At 65.4% G+C, this 14,357-nt stretch carries 17 protein-coding genes; 13 read left to right on the top strand and 4 right to left on the bottom strand.

The window, feature by feature from the left end:
- Positions 1 to 58: 58 nt before the first annotated feature.
- Positions 59 to 1,501: a carotenoid oxygenase family protein gene (locus ADBZ9O_RS28810; protein ID WP_526526715.1), complete on the top strand. Its 1,443-nt coding sequence runs from the start codon at positions 59 to 61 to the stop codon at positions 1,499 to 1,501.
- Here the strand turns inward: ADBZ9O_RS28810 and ADBZ9O_RS28805 are convergent.
- Positions 1,498 to 2,778, bottom strand: coding sequence for a PucR family transcriptional regulator (locus ADBZ9O_RS28805; RefSeq protein ID WP_526526713.1), 1,281 nt, complete (start codon positions 2,776 to 2,778; stop codon positions 1,498 to 1,500). The genes ADBZ9O_RS28810 and ADBZ9O_RS28805 overlap by 4 nt on opposite strands.
- 124 nt (positions 2,779 to 2,902) lie before the next feature.
- On the opposite strand from ADBZ9O_RS28805, the gene ADBZ9O_RS28800 reads away from it, so the two are divergent.
- Entirely contained in the window at positions 2,903 to 3,772 is an 870-nt protein-coding gene (locus ADBZ9O_RS28800; protein ID WP_526526710.1) for an oxygenase MpaB family protein, read from the top strand.
- Entirely contained in the window at positions 3,759 to 4,364 is a 606-nt protein-coding gene (locus ADBZ9O_RS28795) for a TetR/AcrR family transcriptional regulator (RefSeq protein WP_526526708.1), read from the top strand. The genes ADBZ9O_RS28800 and ADBZ9O_RS28795 overlap by 14 nt, the downstream gene beginning before the upstream one ends.
- 4 nt (positions 4,365 to 4,368) lie before the next feature.
- Here ADBZ9O_RS28795 and ADBZ9O_RS28790 read toward each other — a convergent pair whose 3' ends face one another.
- The gene (locus ADBZ9O_RS28790) at positions 4,369 to 4,530 is read right to left on the bottom strand and encodes a hypothetical protein (RefSeq protein WP_526526706.1); all 162 of its coding nucleotides are present in this window, start codon (positions 4,528 to 4,530) and stop codon (positions 4,369 to 4,371) included.
- Positions 4,531 to 4,621: 91 nt separating this feature from the next.
- On the opposite strand from ADBZ9O_RS28790, the gene ADBZ9O_RS28785 reads away from it, so the two are divergent.
- The 9 genes from ADBZ9O_RS28785 to ADBZ9O_RS28745 all read left to right on the top strand — a co-directional run bounded on the left by ADBZ9O_RS28785 (position 4,622) and on the right by ADBZ9O_RS28745 (position 12,942).
- Positions 4,622 to 5,104, top strand: a complete 483-nt coding sequence (locus tag ADBZ9O_RS28785; RefSeq protein WP_526526704.1) for a pyridoxamine 5'-phosphate oxidase family protein — start codon at positions 4,622 to 4,624, stop codon at positions 5,102 to 5,104.
- A gap of 88 nt (positions 5,105 to 5,192) precedes the next feature.
- Positions 5,193 to 5,585: a nitroreductase/quinone reductase family protein gene (locus ADBZ9O_RS28780; protein ID WP_526526702.1), complete on the top strand. Its 393-nt coding sequence runs from the start codon at positions 5,193 to 5,195 to the stop codon at positions 5,583 to 5,585.
- 52 nt (positions 5,586 to 5,637) lie between these two features.
- Positions 5,638 to 6,945 carry a glutamate-1-semialdehyde 2,1-aminomutase gene (gene hemL, locus ADBZ9O_RS28775; protein WP_526526700.1) on the top strand — a complete coding sequence of 436 codons (1,308 nt, stop codon included), beginning with the start codon at positions 5,638 to 5,640 and terminating at the stop codon, positions 6,943 to 6,945.
- A 51-nt stretch (positions 6,946 to 6,996) separates the two neighbouring features.
- Positions 6,997 to 7,578: a histidine phosphatase family protein gene (locus tag ADBZ9O_RS28770; protein ID WP_526533614.1), complete on the top strand. Its 582-nt coding sequence runs from the start codon at positions 6,997 to 6,999 to the stop codon at positions 7,576 to 7,578.
- Between the two features lie 3 nt (positions 7,579 to 7,581).
- Positions 7,582 to 8,181, top strand: a complete 600-nt coding sequence (locus ADBZ9O_RS28765; RefSeq protein WP_526526698.1) for a TlpA disulfide reductase family protein — start codon at positions 7,582 to 7,584, stop codon at positions 8,179 to 8,181.
- On the top strand, positions 8,178 to 8,951 hold the full coding sequence (locus ADBZ9O_RS28760; RefSeq protein WP_526526697.1) for a cytochrome c biogenesis CcdA family protein: 774 nt from the start codon (positions 8,178 to 8,180) through the stop codon (positions 8,949 to 8,951). Before ADBZ9O_RS28765 ends, ADBZ9O_RS28760 begins: the two co-directional genes overlap by 4 nt.
- A 110-nt stretch (positions 8,952 to 9,061) precedes the next feature.
- A complete protein-coding gene (resB, locus tag ADBZ9O_RS28755; protein ID WP_526533612.1) occupies positions 9,062 to 10,621 on the top strand; it encodes a cytochrome c biogenesis protein ResB in 1,560 nt (519 codons plus the stop codon).
- Positions 10,621 to 11,604, top strand: coding sequence for a c-type cytochrome biogenesis protein CcsB (gene ccsB, locus ADBZ9O_RS28750; protein ID WP_526526695.1), 984 nt, complete (start codon positions 10,621 to 10,623; stop codon positions 11,602 to 11,604). Before resB ends, ccsB begins: the two co-directional genes overlap by 1 nt.
- 72 nt (positions 11,605 to 11,676) lie before the next feature.
- A complete protein-coding gene (locus ADBZ9O_RS28745; RefSeq protein WP_526533610.1) occupies positions 11,677 to 12,942 on the top strand; it encodes a MinD/ParA family ATP-binding protein in 1,266 nt (421 codons plus the stop codon).
- Here ADBZ9O_RS28745 and ADBZ9O_RS28740 read toward each other — a convergent pair.
- Positions 12,939 to 13,100 carry a hypothetical protein gene (locus ADBZ9O_RS28740; RefSeq protein ID WP_526526694.1) on the bottom strand — a complete coding sequence of 54 codons (162 nt, stop codon included), beginning with the start codon at positions 13,098 to 13,100 and terminating at the stop codon, positions 12,939 to 12,941. The genes ADBZ9O_RS28745 and ADBZ9O_RS28740 overlap by 4 nt on opposite strands.
- 75 nt (positions 13,101 to 13,175) lie before the next feature.
- On the opposite strand from ADBZ9O_RS28740, the gene ADBZ9O_RS28735 reads away from it, so the two are divergent.
- Positions 13,176 to 13,454 carry a DUF4229 domain-containing protein gene (locus tag ADBZ9O_RS28735; protein ID WP_526533608.1) on the top strand — a complete coding sequence of 93 codons (279 nt, stop codon included), beginning with the start codon at positions 13,176 to 13,178 and terminating at the stop codon, positions 13,452 to 13,454.
- 51 nt (positions 13,455 to 13,505) lie between these two features.
- Here the strand turns inward: ADBZ9O_RS28735 and ADBZ9O_RS28730 are convergent, their stop codons facing one another.
- The gene (locus tag ADBZ9O_RS28730; protein WP_526526692.1) at positions 13,506 to 14,345 is read right to left on the bottom strand and encodes a type IV toxin-antitoxin system AbiEi family antitoxin; all 840 of its coding nucleotides are present in this window, start codon (positions 14,343 to 14,345) and stop codon (positions 13,506 to 13,508) included.
- Positions 14,346 to 14,357 lie beyond the last annotated feature (12 nt).

The following is a 14,357-nucleotide window of genomic DNA, read 5'->3' as shown; positions in this document are numbered from 1 at the left end:
ACTGGATGCAGGAGCCGGGCAGGCCCGCCCGAACTCATAATCCGACGAGGAGAACCCCATGTGGGACGACAACAACAGGTCATTGAACGGACCATTCGAGCCGTGGCACCAGGAGGCCAACACCTTTGATCTGGAGGTGGTGGGCGAGATCCCGCGCGAACTCAACGGGGCGCTGTACCGCACCAGTTCCAACCCGCATGTGCGCCCAAGCAATCCAGACCGTTATCACTGGTTCGACGGCGACGGGATGGTCTACGCGGTGTTCCTCCGCGACGGTCGGGCCCATGCCGCGAACCGGTGGGTCAAGACGGCGGGGTTCAAGATCGAGGAGGAAAACGGCAAGGCCGTCTACGGCAGCATCCTCAATGGTGGTGTGATTCCTGACCTTTCGCTTGACCCGCCGATGAAGAACCCCGCCAATACGCATGTCACCTTGTTTGATGACCGGCTCCTGGTCTTCACCGAGATCGACCTCCCACATGAACTGCATCCCACCACGTTGGAGACGCGCGGCCACTACGACTACCACGGCAGTGTCGCCGGGCCTGTCACCGCGCACTGGAAGACGGACCCCCGCAACGGGGACATGTTGTTCTACGGCGTCAGCGGCTCGGAACTGACGTGGTATCAAGCTAATTCCCATGGGAAGCTGCTGGATAGCTATAAGTTCGACATGGGCGTCTCCTGCTTCATGCACGACTTCGCCGCCACCGACGACTACGCCATATTCGTCATCAATCCCACTGTGTACCGCCCAGAAGACATCATGGCTGGGCTACCCGGCGCCATCTGGGACCCATTGGCGTCCAACGGAACTCGATTTGCGGTGCTCAACCGCCACACTCACGCGATCACCTGGATCGACGGCGGTGGGGCGTACTCCGCGACCCACTTCTACAACGCGTACTCCGAAGGCGAGCAGATCGTCGTCGACGGTCACCGTACCGAGCGGTGGGGCAGGCTCAAGGAGGAGGCAGACTCCATCCAGCCGGGGCAGGATTTCAACAAATGGTTCGACACGATGGTCGCCACGCCGTGGCGCTGGGTGATCGACCTGGGTACCGGCCTGATGACCGACCACCAGATCACCGATGTGGTGGGTGAATTCCCGAGAATCAACGACGACTATGCGCTCCGGGAGCACCGCTTCGGCTACTACGCCACGACCAGAGGCGTCGACGGGTGGCTGACGGACGGTCTGGCCAAGCATGACTACCAGGGTGACCAGACGGCGATCATTTCCAATGGCGAGCTCATCTCGCCCTCAGAGCCGGTATTCGTCGCGCGTGAGTCGGCCACGGGTGAGGACGACGGCTGGATGATGTCGCTGTGGTGGAACCCCTTCACCCGCCTGTCGGAGCTACTGATCCACGACGCGCTGCACTTCGGCGCCGAACCGGTCGCCCGGGTGAAGCTCAATCAGCGTGTTCCGATGGGTTTCCACGGCAACTGGGTTGACGGCAGCGTGATCGAGGCCGCCCTGTCATCGCAGTCGGTCTAGGACTGGCCGTCGTCGAGATGGCCGAAGTCGAGAATCGCCAGCGCGGCCTGGACTTCGGCCATCCGTTCGGTCACGGGATGGCCGAGGATCGTTTCCAGTGTGGCCAACCGACTGATCGCGGTATTTCGGTGGACGTGCAGGCGTTCGGCGGCGACCGCGATACGCAGCTTCGAGTCGAAGTAGCACCGCAGTGTCAGCACCAGGTCCCGGTTGCGCGGACTCGGCACCGCCAGCTCGCCGAGTTCCGATGTCACGAACCAGTCGGCCTTCTCCTGGTCGCGGCTGATCAAGATGGGCAATCCGTGCCGGTGGTAGTCGATGACGCGACTCGTCCGCGTTTGCGCGAAGTGATTGGCGGCAAGAGCTTCGAGATGAGTTCGGCGAAATCCCGCCGCCCCCGGTTGTGCTGTTCCGACGCCCACCCGCACCGCGGTGTCCAGTTCGGCGGCAAGCCGCATGTCGTCCAGGCGTGCCTGCCGTGGGAAGGTGGCCCACACCCAGAGTGAGTCGGGGTGTTCCCGGACGACGACGGTGGACACCTGTAGCTGGCCACTGATGATCTCCACCGAGCGTCGAAGCGTGCGGAGGCTCAGGGGTGAGGAATCGGTTCCGGAAACGACGAACCCCAGGTGGTGGTCGTCGACGACGATCTTCAAGACACTCTTGGTCAGGCGCGGGTCGACCGGACGGCCGGTGATCAGCCTCTCGATCAATTCCTGCTGCGCGTGTACCCCGGAGGACGAGAAGCGTTGCCTCTCAGTCAGATACTGATTGGCCATGGTATCGAGCACCGCGTCCGCCGACGTTGCCACCGTGAGGGTGATGGTGGTCAGTGTTGCGGCTGATACTTGGTGGGAGATCGCCACACTGAGGAGGGCTCGTATCACGAGTTCGTTTGCCAGCCTGATTGTTTCAGCGATGCGGTCGAACGGAACCCCGGTGGCGATCAGCTGTCTTATCGAGTCTTCTGTGCGGTCGGCCAGCTCCGCCGCGCCGACGACATCCTCTGTATCGGTGAGCTTGAACAAGATACGCAGGATCAGGATCTCAGTTTGGGCGGCGATATCGCCTACCGGCGCCGCCTTACCGAGGGGTCTGGCCTTCGTGCCAGAAGCCACCTCGCCGGCGACCTCTGCCGCCCAGGCGACCACGCGCGGCCCAAGGAGCTCTCCGGCGCGCAGTTGGGTTGACGTCACCGGCCCGGCCGCCGGGTCAGGCCCTGTCGGCGCAAGCGCGGCAACGACAGCCGCCAATTCGGCACTCTGCTTATCGCTCATCCGAACCCGTGGGCGAATGGGGAGAAGCTCTTTCGGCAGGACATGTCGCACTCCGCTGGCTTGTTGGGCGCGAGCCTAGCATTCCCCGGTTGGTACAGAGTTCAAAATATGTAACACTGTGCCAATGACTGATCTCGCCAATACCGAGACCTCCGAACCTGGCACCGCAGAAGATGCGCTGCCACTGGGCCCGCAATCCTTGGTGTGGAAGTACTTCGGCGACAACCGGATGTATCTGATCGGCCCGCGGCCCGCGGTACTGCAGAACATGCTCGCCGAGCTCGGCCAGGGCGTGCTGGACCACTCGGTGTTCTTCGCCGATACCGCCGCCCGCGTCAAGCGGTCGATCCCCCCGATCATGATGACGGTGTACGGCGCCGAGGGCGATAACGCAGGCACCCAGGTCCGCGATTTCCATCGCAGCATCAAGGGCGATATGCCGGACGGAAGGCGTTACCACGCACTGGATCCCGAGGTTTACTACTGGGCCCACGCCACCTTCGTCGAGCAGGTGCTGTACTTCGCCGACACCTTCGTCAAGCGGCTCACCGATGCCGAGAAGCAACAGATCTATGCCGAATCGAAAACGTGGTACCGCCGTTACGGCGTGAGTGACCGACCGATGCCGCAGGACTACGCGGCGTTCAAGAAGTACTGGGACGACATGCTGGATCGCGTCATCGTGCCGCACCAGACCGCCAAGTACGGCGTCGGCTACGTCACCAAGGGCTTTCCCCGTCCCAAGGGCGTATCGCCCCTGGTGTGGCGACTGGTGGCGCCGGTGTTCAACCCGGTGGCGGCCTTCATCACCACCGGCGGCATGCCGCCCCAGACGCGGCCGATGCTCGGGCTGCCGTGGAGTGACCGCCAGGAGCGGCGCTACCAGCGCTTCGCCGCGTTGTGGCGGACCCGGCCGGTCAACTGGATCTGGGATCGGCTGCCGATGCGTGTGCGCTACAACACCTTTGCCCAGGTCGGCTATGCCCGATCCTGATCCGGCCACCACGGCGATCCTGGACGCCGCCATCATCGAATTCGAACGGTTCGGCTTCCGTCGTGCCGCACTCGACGATGTGGCGCGGCGCGCGAAGGTCAGCCGGACCACCATCTACCGGCGCTTCGCCGGACGGGACGAACTGGTTATCGCCGTCATCGACCGGGAGAATGCGACGCTATATGCCGCTATCGCCGAAGAATTGAAAAATGCTGGCCCACAATCGAATTACTATGTCGAGGCGTTCACCTCGGCGATCCTGCGGTTCCGTGAGCACCGCGTCCTGAACCAGTTGGTCGTCGATGAGCCCGCTCTGGCCCTTGAACTGGCACACCAGCATTACCACGCCGCCGTTCTACGGATCGTCGACGCGCTGCGGGTGATCTTTCCGCCGGGTTTCGCCGAGCGGATCGGCCCCGCCGCGGTCACCGGGCTGGCCGACGCCACCCTGCGTTACGTGATGATGGCGCTGCTGATGCCCGGGCCGGCACCGCTGGAGACCGCAGAGGATATTCGCGCCTTCGCCGTCGCGCACTTTGTGCCGAGCCTGCCCACTGCCCTGCACGCCGGCAAGGTCGGCGCGCCGGTCTGAGCCCTCAGCGGCTGTTGAGCTCCACCGCGATCGCCGAGATCGCCATCCCGAGGTGCCCGACGGCCTCGGCCAACAATTTCTGGGCTTCGTCGTCGGTGTGGCCGGCGGCCTCAGCCGCTTTGGCCACGGCCCTGTCGGCTTGGTCTTGTGCTCCCACAAAGGACATCGGGGTGCCTCCCTGGTTGGTTTGGTGTGGTCCTGGTGTTTCCTGTCCGGGTCGGTACCAAACGCCGGGGTTGCTGGGTAGCGTTGTACCGATGACGCCGTTGGAGGTGATCGCCCCCGCCTTTGTCGAGATGGCCCATTCGATTGTCTGGGCGTCGGTGGCGACAGTGGACCGAGACGCACGGCCGCGCAGTCGCATCCTGCATCCGATCTGGGAGTGGGACGGCACCGACCTCGTCGGCTGGATCGCCACCTCGCCCACCCCGATCAAACATGCCGACCTGGCGCTACACCCCGATGTGTCGGTGAGTTACTGGACCACCACGCAGGACACCGCCGCCGCAGATTGTTCGGTCCAGTGGTACTTCGACGACGAGACACGGATCGCCGTGTGGGACAAGTTCAAAAACGCTCCCGCACCGGTCGGCTACGACCCGGCGATCATCGAACCGTGGCGCGACGGGCCCACCTCGCCGGCGTTCGCGGCGCTGCATCTGACCCCGCGTCGGTTGCGGGTGATGCCGGGCACGGTGATGACGGCAGGCACCGGCGACGTCCTGAGCTGGCACGCCTGAGCACGACGGCCTGCTGAAGGGCAGCCACAGGCTCACCATCATCGCGGTCCTCGTTGCCAATGGTGTCCGAACTGAGCAGACTCAGGCGATGGCCTACCTCAAGCCGCCGTGGTTCACCGCCAAGATCTTCAACAAGGTCGCGATGGCCACCGGCGTCGCCGGCTGTGAGACCTTGACCGTGACCCGGCGTTCGGGCCACCACCAGCAGATTCCGGTGATCACCGTCGAGGTGGGTGGCACCAAATATCTGGTCTCCACCCGGGGGGAATCGCAGTGGGTCCGCAATGTGCGCGCCACCCCGAAGGTGACGTTGACCACCCAGGCCGGTGCGGTCGAGTTCCTGTCCAGAGAAATCCCCGTCGACCAGCGTGAACCTGTGCTGGCGGCCTACCGGATCAAGGCAGGTAAGACCGTCGAAGGGTACTTCGCCAAGCTGCCGAACCCCGCTGATCACCCCGTTTTCGCCCTCACCCCCGCCTGACAACTACACCCTGTAGTCGGTCCCATCAGCAATGGCTGGGACACTGGTTGCCATGAGCAGTACCGAGCTGTCAGCCAAGCTCTTCGCCGATGCCTGCGCCGTTATCCCCGGCGGCGTGAACTCCCCGGTCCGTGCCTTCAACTCCGTGGGCGGGACGCCGCGCTTCATCACCTCGGGCAAGGGGTACTGGCTGACCGACGCCGACGGCAACCGCTACGTCGACCTGGTCTGCTCGTGGGGCCCGATGATCCTGGGGCACGCCCATCCTGCCGTGGTCGAGGCGGTCATTGCCGCCGCCGCGCACGGACTGTCCTTCGGTGCGCCGACCCCGTCGGAGTCCGAACTGGCTGCCGAGATCATCAACCGGGTTGCCCCCGTCGAGCGGGTCCGGTTGGTCAACTCCGGTACCGAAGCCACCATGAGTGCGGTCCGGCTGGCCCGCGGGTTCACCGGTCGCGCCAAGGTGGTGAAGTTCTCCGGCTGTTACCACGGCCATGTGGACGCGCTGCTCGCCGACGCCGGCTCCGGTGTGGCCACCCTGGGCCTGCCGTCCTCGCCGGGCGTGACGGGTGCGACGGCCGCTGACACCATTGTGCTGCCCTATAACGATGTCGACGCCGTCGAGGAGAGCTTCGCGACATTCGGCGATCAGATCGCCGCGGTCATCACCGAGGCCAGCCCCGGCAACATGGGCACCGTCCCGCCGCTGCCCGGCTACAACGCCGCGCTGCGCCGGATCACCGCCGAACACGGTGCGCTGCTGATCATGGACGAGGTGATGACGGGGTTCCGGGTCAGCCGAAGTGGTTGGTACGGAATCGATCCCGTAGAGGCCGACCTGTTCACCTTCGGCAAGGTGATGAGTGGCGGACTGCCTGCCGCGGCCTTCGGTGGCAGGCGCGACGTGATGGAGCGCCTCGCGCCGCTCGGGCCGGTCTACCAGGCGGGCACGCTTTCGGGTAACCCGGTGGCGATGGCCGCCGGGCTGGCCACGCTGCGCACCGCTGACGACGCCGTCTACGCCGCCCTCGACGCCAATGCCGATCGGCTGGCCGGCCTGTTCGCCGATGCGCTCACCGATGCCGTTGTGGCACACCAGGTTCAGCGCGCAGGCAATATGCTCAGCGTGTTCTTCACCGACACCCCGGTCACCGATTTTGCGTCGGCCAAGGCCAGCCAGACTTGGCGTTTCCCGCCGTTTTTCCACGCCCTGCTCGACGCCGGGGTATACCCACCGCCGAGTGCGTTCGAGGCGTGGTTCGTCTCGGCGGCCCTCGACGACGAGGCGTTCGACCGGATCGCCGCCGCACTCCCGGTCGCGGCCCAGGCTGCCGCCAGCGCTGAAAATCCAGGAGCCTGAGTGGCGAACGATAACGGTCCGATCCCCGGGGTGATTACTAAGGTCCACGTGATGCGCCACGGTGAAGTACACAACCCGGAAGGCATCCTGTACGGCCGGCTGCCCGGCTATCACCTGTCCGAGAAGGGCAGGGCGCAAGCCCAGGCGGTGGGGGATGCGTTGGCCGGTAACGACATCGTGGCCGTCATCGCCTCGCCGCTGCAGCGGGCACAGGAGACCGCGGCGCCCGTCGCTGCCGCACACAACTTGATCATCGGCGTCGATGAGGACCTGATCGAATCGTCGAATTACTTTGAAGGCAAACGTGTCTCGCCGGGGGCCGGTGCCTGGCGGGATCCAAAAGTCTGGTGGCAGATGCGCAATCCGCTCACACCGTCCTGGGGTGAACCGTATAAAGAGATCGCCGCGCGGATGACCGCCGCGATCGCCCGGGCCCGGGTGCAGGGGCAAGGCCACGAAGTGGTGTGTGTCAGCCACCAGTTGCCGGTGGAAACCCTGTGGCGATCGCTGACCGGCAAGGGCCTGCCGCACGATCCGCGTAAACGACAGACCCAGCTGGCCTCGTTGACGACGCTCACCTACCACGGCGACGAGCTGATCGACGTGTCCTACTCCGAGCCCGCGGGTCGATAACTCATGCGGCGGTTGGTGATTGCGGTGGTGGCGATTCTCGCCCTGCTGATCTCCGGCTGCTCCACCGGTGACGATGCGGTGGCCCAGGGTGGCACGTTCGAATTCGTCGCGCCCGGTGGTAAGACCGATATTTTCTACGATCCGCCCGAGAGTCGTGGCCGGCCGGGACCGTTGAGCGGACCCGACCTGATGGCGCCCGATCGCACGCTATCGCTGGACGATTTCGCCGGCAAGGTCGTGGTGATCAACGTCTGGGGCCAGTGGTGTGCGCCGTGCCGCTCGGAAATCGGCCAGCTGCAGAAGGTGTACGACGCCACCCGCTCTCAGGGCGTGGCTTTTCTTGGCATCGATGTCCGCGATAACAACCGCGATGCCGCGCACGATTTCATCGTCGACCGCAAAGTCACCTACCCGTCGATCTACGACCCGTCGATGCGCACGATGATCGCCTTCGGCGGCAAGTACCCCACCACCGTCATCCCGTCGACGATTGTGCTCGATCGCCAGCACCGGGTCGCCGCGGTCTTCCTGCGTGAGCTGCTCGCCGAGGACCTGGAGCCGGTGGTGGCCCGGCTGGTGGCTGAACCCGAGCCGAAAGCATGAGCGGAATAACCGAACTCGCCGCGTCCGGCCCGCTGCTGTTCGCGCTCGGGGCGTGCGTACTCGCCGGACTGGTGTCGTTCGCATCGCCGTGTGTGGTGCCGTTGGTACCCGGCTACCTGTCCTATCTGGCCGCGGTGGTCGGGGTAGATCAGGATGGCGCGACAGTCAAAACCCAGGCGCGGACCCGGCTGCGCGTGACCGGGTCGGCGCTGTTGTTCGTCGCCGGCTTCACTGTCGTCTTCATCCTCGGCACCGTCGCGGTACTCGGCATGACGACGTCGCTGATCACCAATCAGCTACTGCTGCAACGTGTCGGCGGGGTGATCACCATCATCATGGGTCTGGTGTTCGTCGGGTTCATTCCCGCGCTGCAACGCCAGGCCCGCTTCACCCCCAAGCAACTCTCGACCGTCGCAGGTGCGCCGCTGCTTGGCGCGGTCTTCGCCCTGGGCTGGACGCCGTGCCTTGGCCCGACGTTGGCCGGGGTGATCACCGTCGCATCGGCCACCGACGGCGCCAGCGTCGCGCGCGGGGTGATACTGGTCATCGCCTACTGCCTCGGGCTGGGCATCCCGTTCCTGCTGCTGGCCTTCGGATCATCCTGGGCTGTCGGGGGATTGGGCTGGCTGCGCAGGCATACCCGCACCATCCAGCTCGTCGGCGGGATTCTGCTGATCCTGGTGGGTATTGCACTGGTCACCGGTGTATGGGCCGAGTTCGTCTCCTGGGTGCGCGACGCCTTCGTCAGCGACGTGAGGTTGCCGCTGTGAGCATCCTCTCCCCGCGAGCAGACGCAAACAGCCCTCAAAAGGGTCAGAAAAAGGGAACTTTGCGTCTGCTCGGCCAGTGGTTGCGCAACACCTGGCGGGGTCTGACGTCGATGGGCACCGCCCTGGTGCTGCTGTTCCTGCTCGCGCTGGGTGCGGTACCGGGTGCGATGATCCCGCAGCGCAGCCTCAACGCGGCCAAGGTCGACGAGTACATCGCCGAACATTCGCTGATCGGGCCGTGGCTGGACCGGCTGCAGTTCTTCGACGTGTTCTCCAGTTTCTGGTTCACCGCGATCTACGCACTGCTGTTCATCTCACTCGTCGGGTGCCTGACGCCACGCATCATCGAGCACGCCCGCAGCATGCGGGCAGTGCCGGTACCGGCGCCGCGCAACCTGGCGCGGTTGCCGAAACACGCCGAGGCCGAAGCTGTGGGCAGCACAGACCAGGTCGCGGCGGCGATGGCCGAGCGGCTGCGCGGGTGGCGCAAGGTAGTGCGCACCGAACCCGACGGCGCCACCGAAATCTCTGCCGAGAAGGGATATCTGCGCGAGTTCGGCAACCTGGTCTTCCACTTCTCCCTGCTCGGTCTGCTGGTCGCGGTGGCCGCGGGCAAAATGTTCGGCTACGAGGGCAACGTCATCGTCATCGCCGACGGCGGCCCCGGCTTCTGTTCGGCCTCGCCCGCAGCGTTCGACTCGTTCCGGGCGGGTAATACCGTCGACGGCACCTCGCTGTACCCGATATGCGTGCGGGTCAACGATTTTCAGGCCGAGTACCTGCCAAGCGGGCAGGCCCGATCCTTCGCCGCGAATATCGACTACCAGGCGGGCAAGGACCTCTCCAGCGACACCTGGCAGCCGTACCGCCTCGAGGTGAACCACCCGCTGCGGGTCGGTGGTGACCGGGTCTACCTGCAGGGCCACGGTTATGCACCGACGTTCACGGTGACCTTCCCCGACGGTCAGACCCGGACCCAGACGATGCAGTTCCGCCCCGACAATCCGCTGACGCTGCTGTCGTCAGGAGTGGTCCGGTTCGATCCGCCCGGAGGCACCTATCCCGACGCCGACGAACGACGCAAACACCAGATAGCGATTCAGGGTTTGTTCGCCCCGACCGAACAACTCGACGGCAAGCTGTTGTCGTCGGGCTTCCCGGCGATGCGTGACCCTGCCGTCGCCATCGATATCTACCGCGGCGATGCCGGTCTGGACACCGGCCGCCCGCAATCGCTGTTCACCCTCGATTCGCGGCTGATCGAACAGGGCCGACTGACCAAGCAGGACCGGGTCAACCTGCGCGCCGGTGAGCAGGTACGCCTGGCCGACGGCACCATTGTGCGGTTCGATTCCGCCACCCCCTTCGTCAACCTGCAGGTCTCGCACGATCCTGGCCAGCTCTGGGTGCTGGTGTTCGCGCTGACGATGATGGGCGGGTTGATCGTGTCCCTGCTGATCCGGCGGCGGCGGATCTGGGTGCGGCTCTCCCCGGCCAGCACAAACGGCCAGGCCGCCGGTACCGTGGACGTCGAACTGGGCGGCCTGGCGCGTACCGACAACTCGGGCTGGGGAGACGAGTTCGAAAGATTGACCGACAGGCTGCTGGCGGGGTTGCAGGGCCCGGCCGCCGGCACTGCCGCCGCCGAGTCGTCGAGAGAGAAGGTCTGATGAACACCATTAACGTCGACGTCGGGTTGGCCCGCTACTCCGACTGGGCCTTCACCTCGGCGTTGGTGGTCTTGGTGGTCGCACTGGTGCTCCTGGCGGTGGAACTGGCGTCCTCCCGCGGGCGCCGCAGTGACGCCCGCGAACTCGTCGCCGCCGGCGGCGGCGGAGTTGCCTCGAACAGTGCCACCCCCGGCGTCATCGCCGCGGCACCACGCAAATCCGCCGACGAACGCTTCGGCACCGCGGGCCTGGCCCTGGTCTACCTCGGCACCGGACTGCTGCTGTTGTGCATCATCTTGCGCGGACTGGCGACCGAGCGGGTGCCCTGGGGCAACATGTACGAGTTCATCAACCTGACGTGCTTCTGCGGTCTGGTCGCCGCCGCCATCATGTTGCGCAAACCGCAATACCGCACCCTGTGGGTTTTCGTGTTGCTGCCGGTGCTGATCCTGCTGGCCGTCTCGGTGAAATACCTCTACACCAACGCGGCGCCGGTGATGCCGGCCCTGCAGTCGTACTGGCTGCCGATCCACGTGTCGGTGGTGAGCCTGGGCTCGGGGGTGTTCCTGGTCGCCGGGGTGGCCAGCATCTTGTTCCTGCTGAAGATGTCACCGTTGGGCGCCCCGGACCGGGACGGCACGGTGGCCCGCATTGTGCAGCGGCTGCCCGATGCGCAGACGTTGGATCGCATCGCCTACCGGACGACGATCTTTGCCTTCCCGGTATTCGGTTTTGGCGTCATCTTCGGTGCCATCTGGGCCGAGGAGGCGTGGGGTCGGTACTGGGGTTGGGACCCCAAGGAGACCGTCGCGTTCATCGCATGGGTGGTCTACGCCGCCTATCTGCATGCCCGCTCGACCGCCGGCTGGCGTGACCGAAAGGCCGCCTGGATCAACGTCGTCGGGTTCGTCGCGATGGTGTTCAACCTGTTCTTCATCAACTTGGTGACGGTCGGTCTGCACTCCTACGCGGGCGTCGGGTAAGGCGTGGCTGACCAGCCTGCGCACGGCGCCGAGTCCCGACATGGCCGCGAGAACGCCGATCTGCCAGCCTGGTTGACCGACCGCACGACGCCAGATCGTGGTTCCGAGGTTAAGCCGCCCGCCCATGGCCGAGCTGAGCCCGCGGCTGCACTCCCCGCGGAGTACACGGAGTTCCACACCCCTGGATACGGCACGCCGATACCCACCGACAGTGCACCGCGTCCGGTCAGCGGATTCCGCTCCGAGCAGCGGTTCACCGATCCCACCGGCATTCCTGTGGTCCCGCAGCCGCCGGTGTGGAACGACGCAACGCCGCCGACGGGCATCCCCGCGCTCGATCCCTACGCGCGCCATCAGCCGCCCGCGCCAGCCCCGCTGCACCGGCCGGCTGTGCCGCCCACGCCCTATCCCGACCTATCCACCAGCGCGCTGCTGCGTCAGATCAAACCGCCGCCGTCAGATGGCTGGCGCCGTCTGCTCTACCTGATGTCGGGCAAGTTGATCAACGTGGGGGAAGGCCCGCGGGCCAACCACCACAACAGCCTGGTCGCGCATGTCAACCAGCCGATTCAAGGGTGCTACCGCATTGCCCTTCTGAGTCTCAAGGGTGGTGTCGGCAAGACCACGATCACGGCGACACTCGGTGCGACGTTCGCTTCCATCAGGGGCGACCGCGTCGTCGCCGTCGATGCGAACCCGGACCGGGGCACGCTGAGCCAGAAGGTGCCCCTGGAAACCTCGGCGACGGTGCGGCATCTGCTGCGCGATGCCGAAGGTATCGCGCGCTACAGCGACGTCCGCAGCTACACCTCGCAGGGCCCGAGCCGCCTCGAGGTGCTTGCCTCGGAGAGCGACCCCGCGGTATCGGAGGCGTTCAGTGCGCAGGATTACACCCGCACCCTTGAGGTGCTGGACCGCTTCTACAGTTTGGTGCTCACCGATTGCGGTACCGGGCTGATGCATTCGGCGATGTCGGCGGTGCTGGCGAAAGCCGATGCACTGATCGTCATCAGCTCCGGTTCGGTCGACGGCGCCCGCAGTGCTTCGGCGACGTTGGACTGGCTCGACGCGCACGGACATGACGATCTGGTGCGCAACTCGGTCGCCGTCATCAACGCCGTGCGGCCGCGCTCAGGGAAGGTCGATCTGCAGAAGGTGGTCGAGCACTTTTCGCGGCGCTGCCGGGCGGTGCGCCTGGTGTCATTCGACCCGCATCTGGAAGAGGGTGCCGAGGTCGATCTCGATCGGCTCAAACGGGAAACCCGCGACGCGCTGCTCGAATTGGCTGCGGTGGTGGCCGACGCATTTCCCGGCAAGGGCGACCACAGGTCCTTCTAGCGCGGGCTGTTGTCGTCACGGCCAAGACGCCACAAAAAGTCCGGATCGTCGTCCGGACCGATCACGCGAGTCCTCGGCCGTTCGGCATACGCCTTCGTGAGCCGCCAGCCGGTGTAGACCAGGCCTGCGAGCACCAAGATGAGGATCAGGTAAAGCACGGATGAACCTCCTTGGTGCAAATATACGCGCGTCGGTAGGCTCGGGCGGTGCCCGATGACCGTCACACCGGCCGAATGCTGGTCGACATGTTCACGTACCTGCTGGCCCGGCTGCTATTGGTGGCCGCGCTCACTGTCGTCATCTTCTACGGTGCGCACCTGCTCGGGATCGACGAGTTCCCCTTGGTGATTGCCATGCTGTTCGCGATTGTGATCGCCCTGCCGTTGGGCATCTGGCTGTTCAAGCCGCTGCGCCTACGGGCCACCGCCAGTATCGCCGCAGTCGATGAGCGGCGCCGCGCCGACCGCGAACAGCTGCGGGCGCGGCTCAAAGGCGAGAACCCACCGACGTAGGGCCAGGTTCATCCAGAGCTCACTGCGACTAAGTGCGAGAAGCGATGGCAGTCAGTTCTGTCTCAACTGCCATGCGTACCGCACCCGCCGGACGATATCTGCCCGGCGATCGCCGGCGACCACCCTGATGTTGATCCAGCCCTGATTCTGGATGTACTCAAGGCGCTCAATATCTTTCCTGAACTGGTACCCGTCGATGCGGTGCTGCTCTCCGTCGTATTCGACCGCCACTTTGATCTCGGGCCAGCCCATGTCCAGGTAGTACCGGGGACGTCCGGTGGGGGACAGCACCGGAATCTGCGTCTGCGGGCGCGGAAACCCTTCGCTGATGAGCAGCAGTCGCAACCAGGTTTCCTTCGGCGACGCGGCGCCGGGATCGACGAGGTCCAGCACGGTCGGCAATCGACTGATTCCCCGCACGTGACGGTGGCGCTGCGCCAACTGCATTACCTCAGTTGTCTTCAGATCGGTGGCTCTAGTCAGTGCATCGAGTCTCGCGATCGCGGTGTCAGCGGGCCCGCGGCGCGCCAGGTCGAAAGCCGTCCGGGCAGCATTGGTGACGCGCATGCGCGCAACCGTCACGATTTCGTCATCGGGCACAGTGTCTTCTCGGGTGATGACGCCCACGGGCGGTTTGCAATTGGGGTGGATCAGCTCGACCGCCACGTCGTCGTCGACCCACTTGGCGTCGTGGAGTGCCGACGCAGCAATCCCCGCGATCACTCCTCGGCGCCGCGACCACAGCCAGGCCGCTTCCGTGCGGTCCCGCAGCAGCAGCTGTGCCCGTTTCGGCGTATAGACGTCGGGCAGCACCCGGGCGTGATGCGTGCGGAGCTCATAGGGGGTGAGCACTCCCGAAGCCAGTGCCTCGCTGCCAATGAACACGCCCACGAGGGGTGACGG

This window comes from Mycobacterium sp. (assembly GCF_965229105.1).
Classification (GTDB): domain Bacteria; phylum Actinomycetota; class Actinomycetes; order Mycobacteriales; family Mycobacteriaceae; genus Mycobacterium.
The sequence above is the reverse complement of the archived record's forward strand: the minus strand, read 5'-3'. Positions and strand labels throughout refer to the sequence as shown.

Excerpts from the sequence above, each read along its gene's own strand:
- ADBZ9O_RS28800 (WP_526526710.1), top strand. The coding sequence starts at position 2,903 with ATGACTGATCTCGCCAATACCGAGACCTCCGAACCTGGCACCGCAGAA.
- ccsB (WP_526526695.1), top strand. The coding sequence starts at position 10,621 with ATGAACACCATTAACGTCGACGTCGGGTTGGCCCGCTACTCCGACTGG.
- hemL (WP_526526700.1), top strand. The coding sequence starts at position 5,638 with ATGAGCAGTACCGAGCTGTCAGCCAAGCTCTTCGCCGATGCCTGCGCC.
- ADBZ9O_RS28795 (WP_526526708.1), top strand. The coding sequence starts at position 3,759 with ATGCCCGATCCTGATCCGGCCACCACGGCGATCCTGGACGCCGCCATC.
- ADBZ9O_RS28785 (WP_526526704.1), top strand. The coding sequence starts at position 4,622 with ATGACGCCGTTGGAGGTGATCGCCCCCGCCTTTGTCGAGATGGCCCAT.
- ADBZ9O_RS28770 (WP_526533614.1), top strand. The coding sequence starts at position 6,997 with ATGCGCCACGGTGAAGTACACAACCCGGAAGGCATCCTGTACGGCCGG.
- ADBZ9O_RS28780 (WP_526526702.1), top strand. The coding sequence starts at position 5,193 with ATGGCCTACCTCAAGCCGCCGTGGTTCACCGCCAAGATCTTCAACAAG.
- ADBZ9O_RS28790 (WP_526526706.1), bottom strand. The coding sequence starts at position 4,530 with ATGTCCTTTGTGGGAGCACAAGACCAAGCCGACAGGGCCGTGGCCAAA.
- ADBZ9O_RS28735 (WP_526533608.1), top strand. The coding sequence starts at position 13,176 with ATGCTGGTCGACATGTTCACGTACCTGCTGGCCCGGCTGCTATTGGTG.
- ADBZ9O_RS28810 (WP_526526715.1), top strand. The coding sequence starts at position 59 with ATGTGGGACGACAACAACAGGTCATTGAACGGACCATTCGAGCCGTGG.
- resB (WP_526533612.1), top strand. The coding sequence starts at position 9,062 with ATGGGCACCGCCCTGGTGCTGCTGTTCCTGCTCGCGCTGGGTGCGGTA.
- ADBZ9O_RS28805 (WP_526526713.1), bottom strand. The coding sequence starts at position 2,778 with ATGAGCGATAAGCAGAGTGCCGAATTGGCGGCTGTCGTTGCCGCGCTT.
- ADBZ9O_RS28765 (WP_526526698.1), top strand. The coding sequence starts at position 7,582 with ATGCGGCGGTTGGTGATTGCGGTGGTGGCGATTCTCGCCCTGCTGATC.
- ADBZ9O_RS28760 (WP_526526697.1), top strand. The coding sequence starts at position 8,178 with ATGAGCGGAATAACCGAACTCGCCGCGTCCGGCCCGCTGCTGTTCGCG.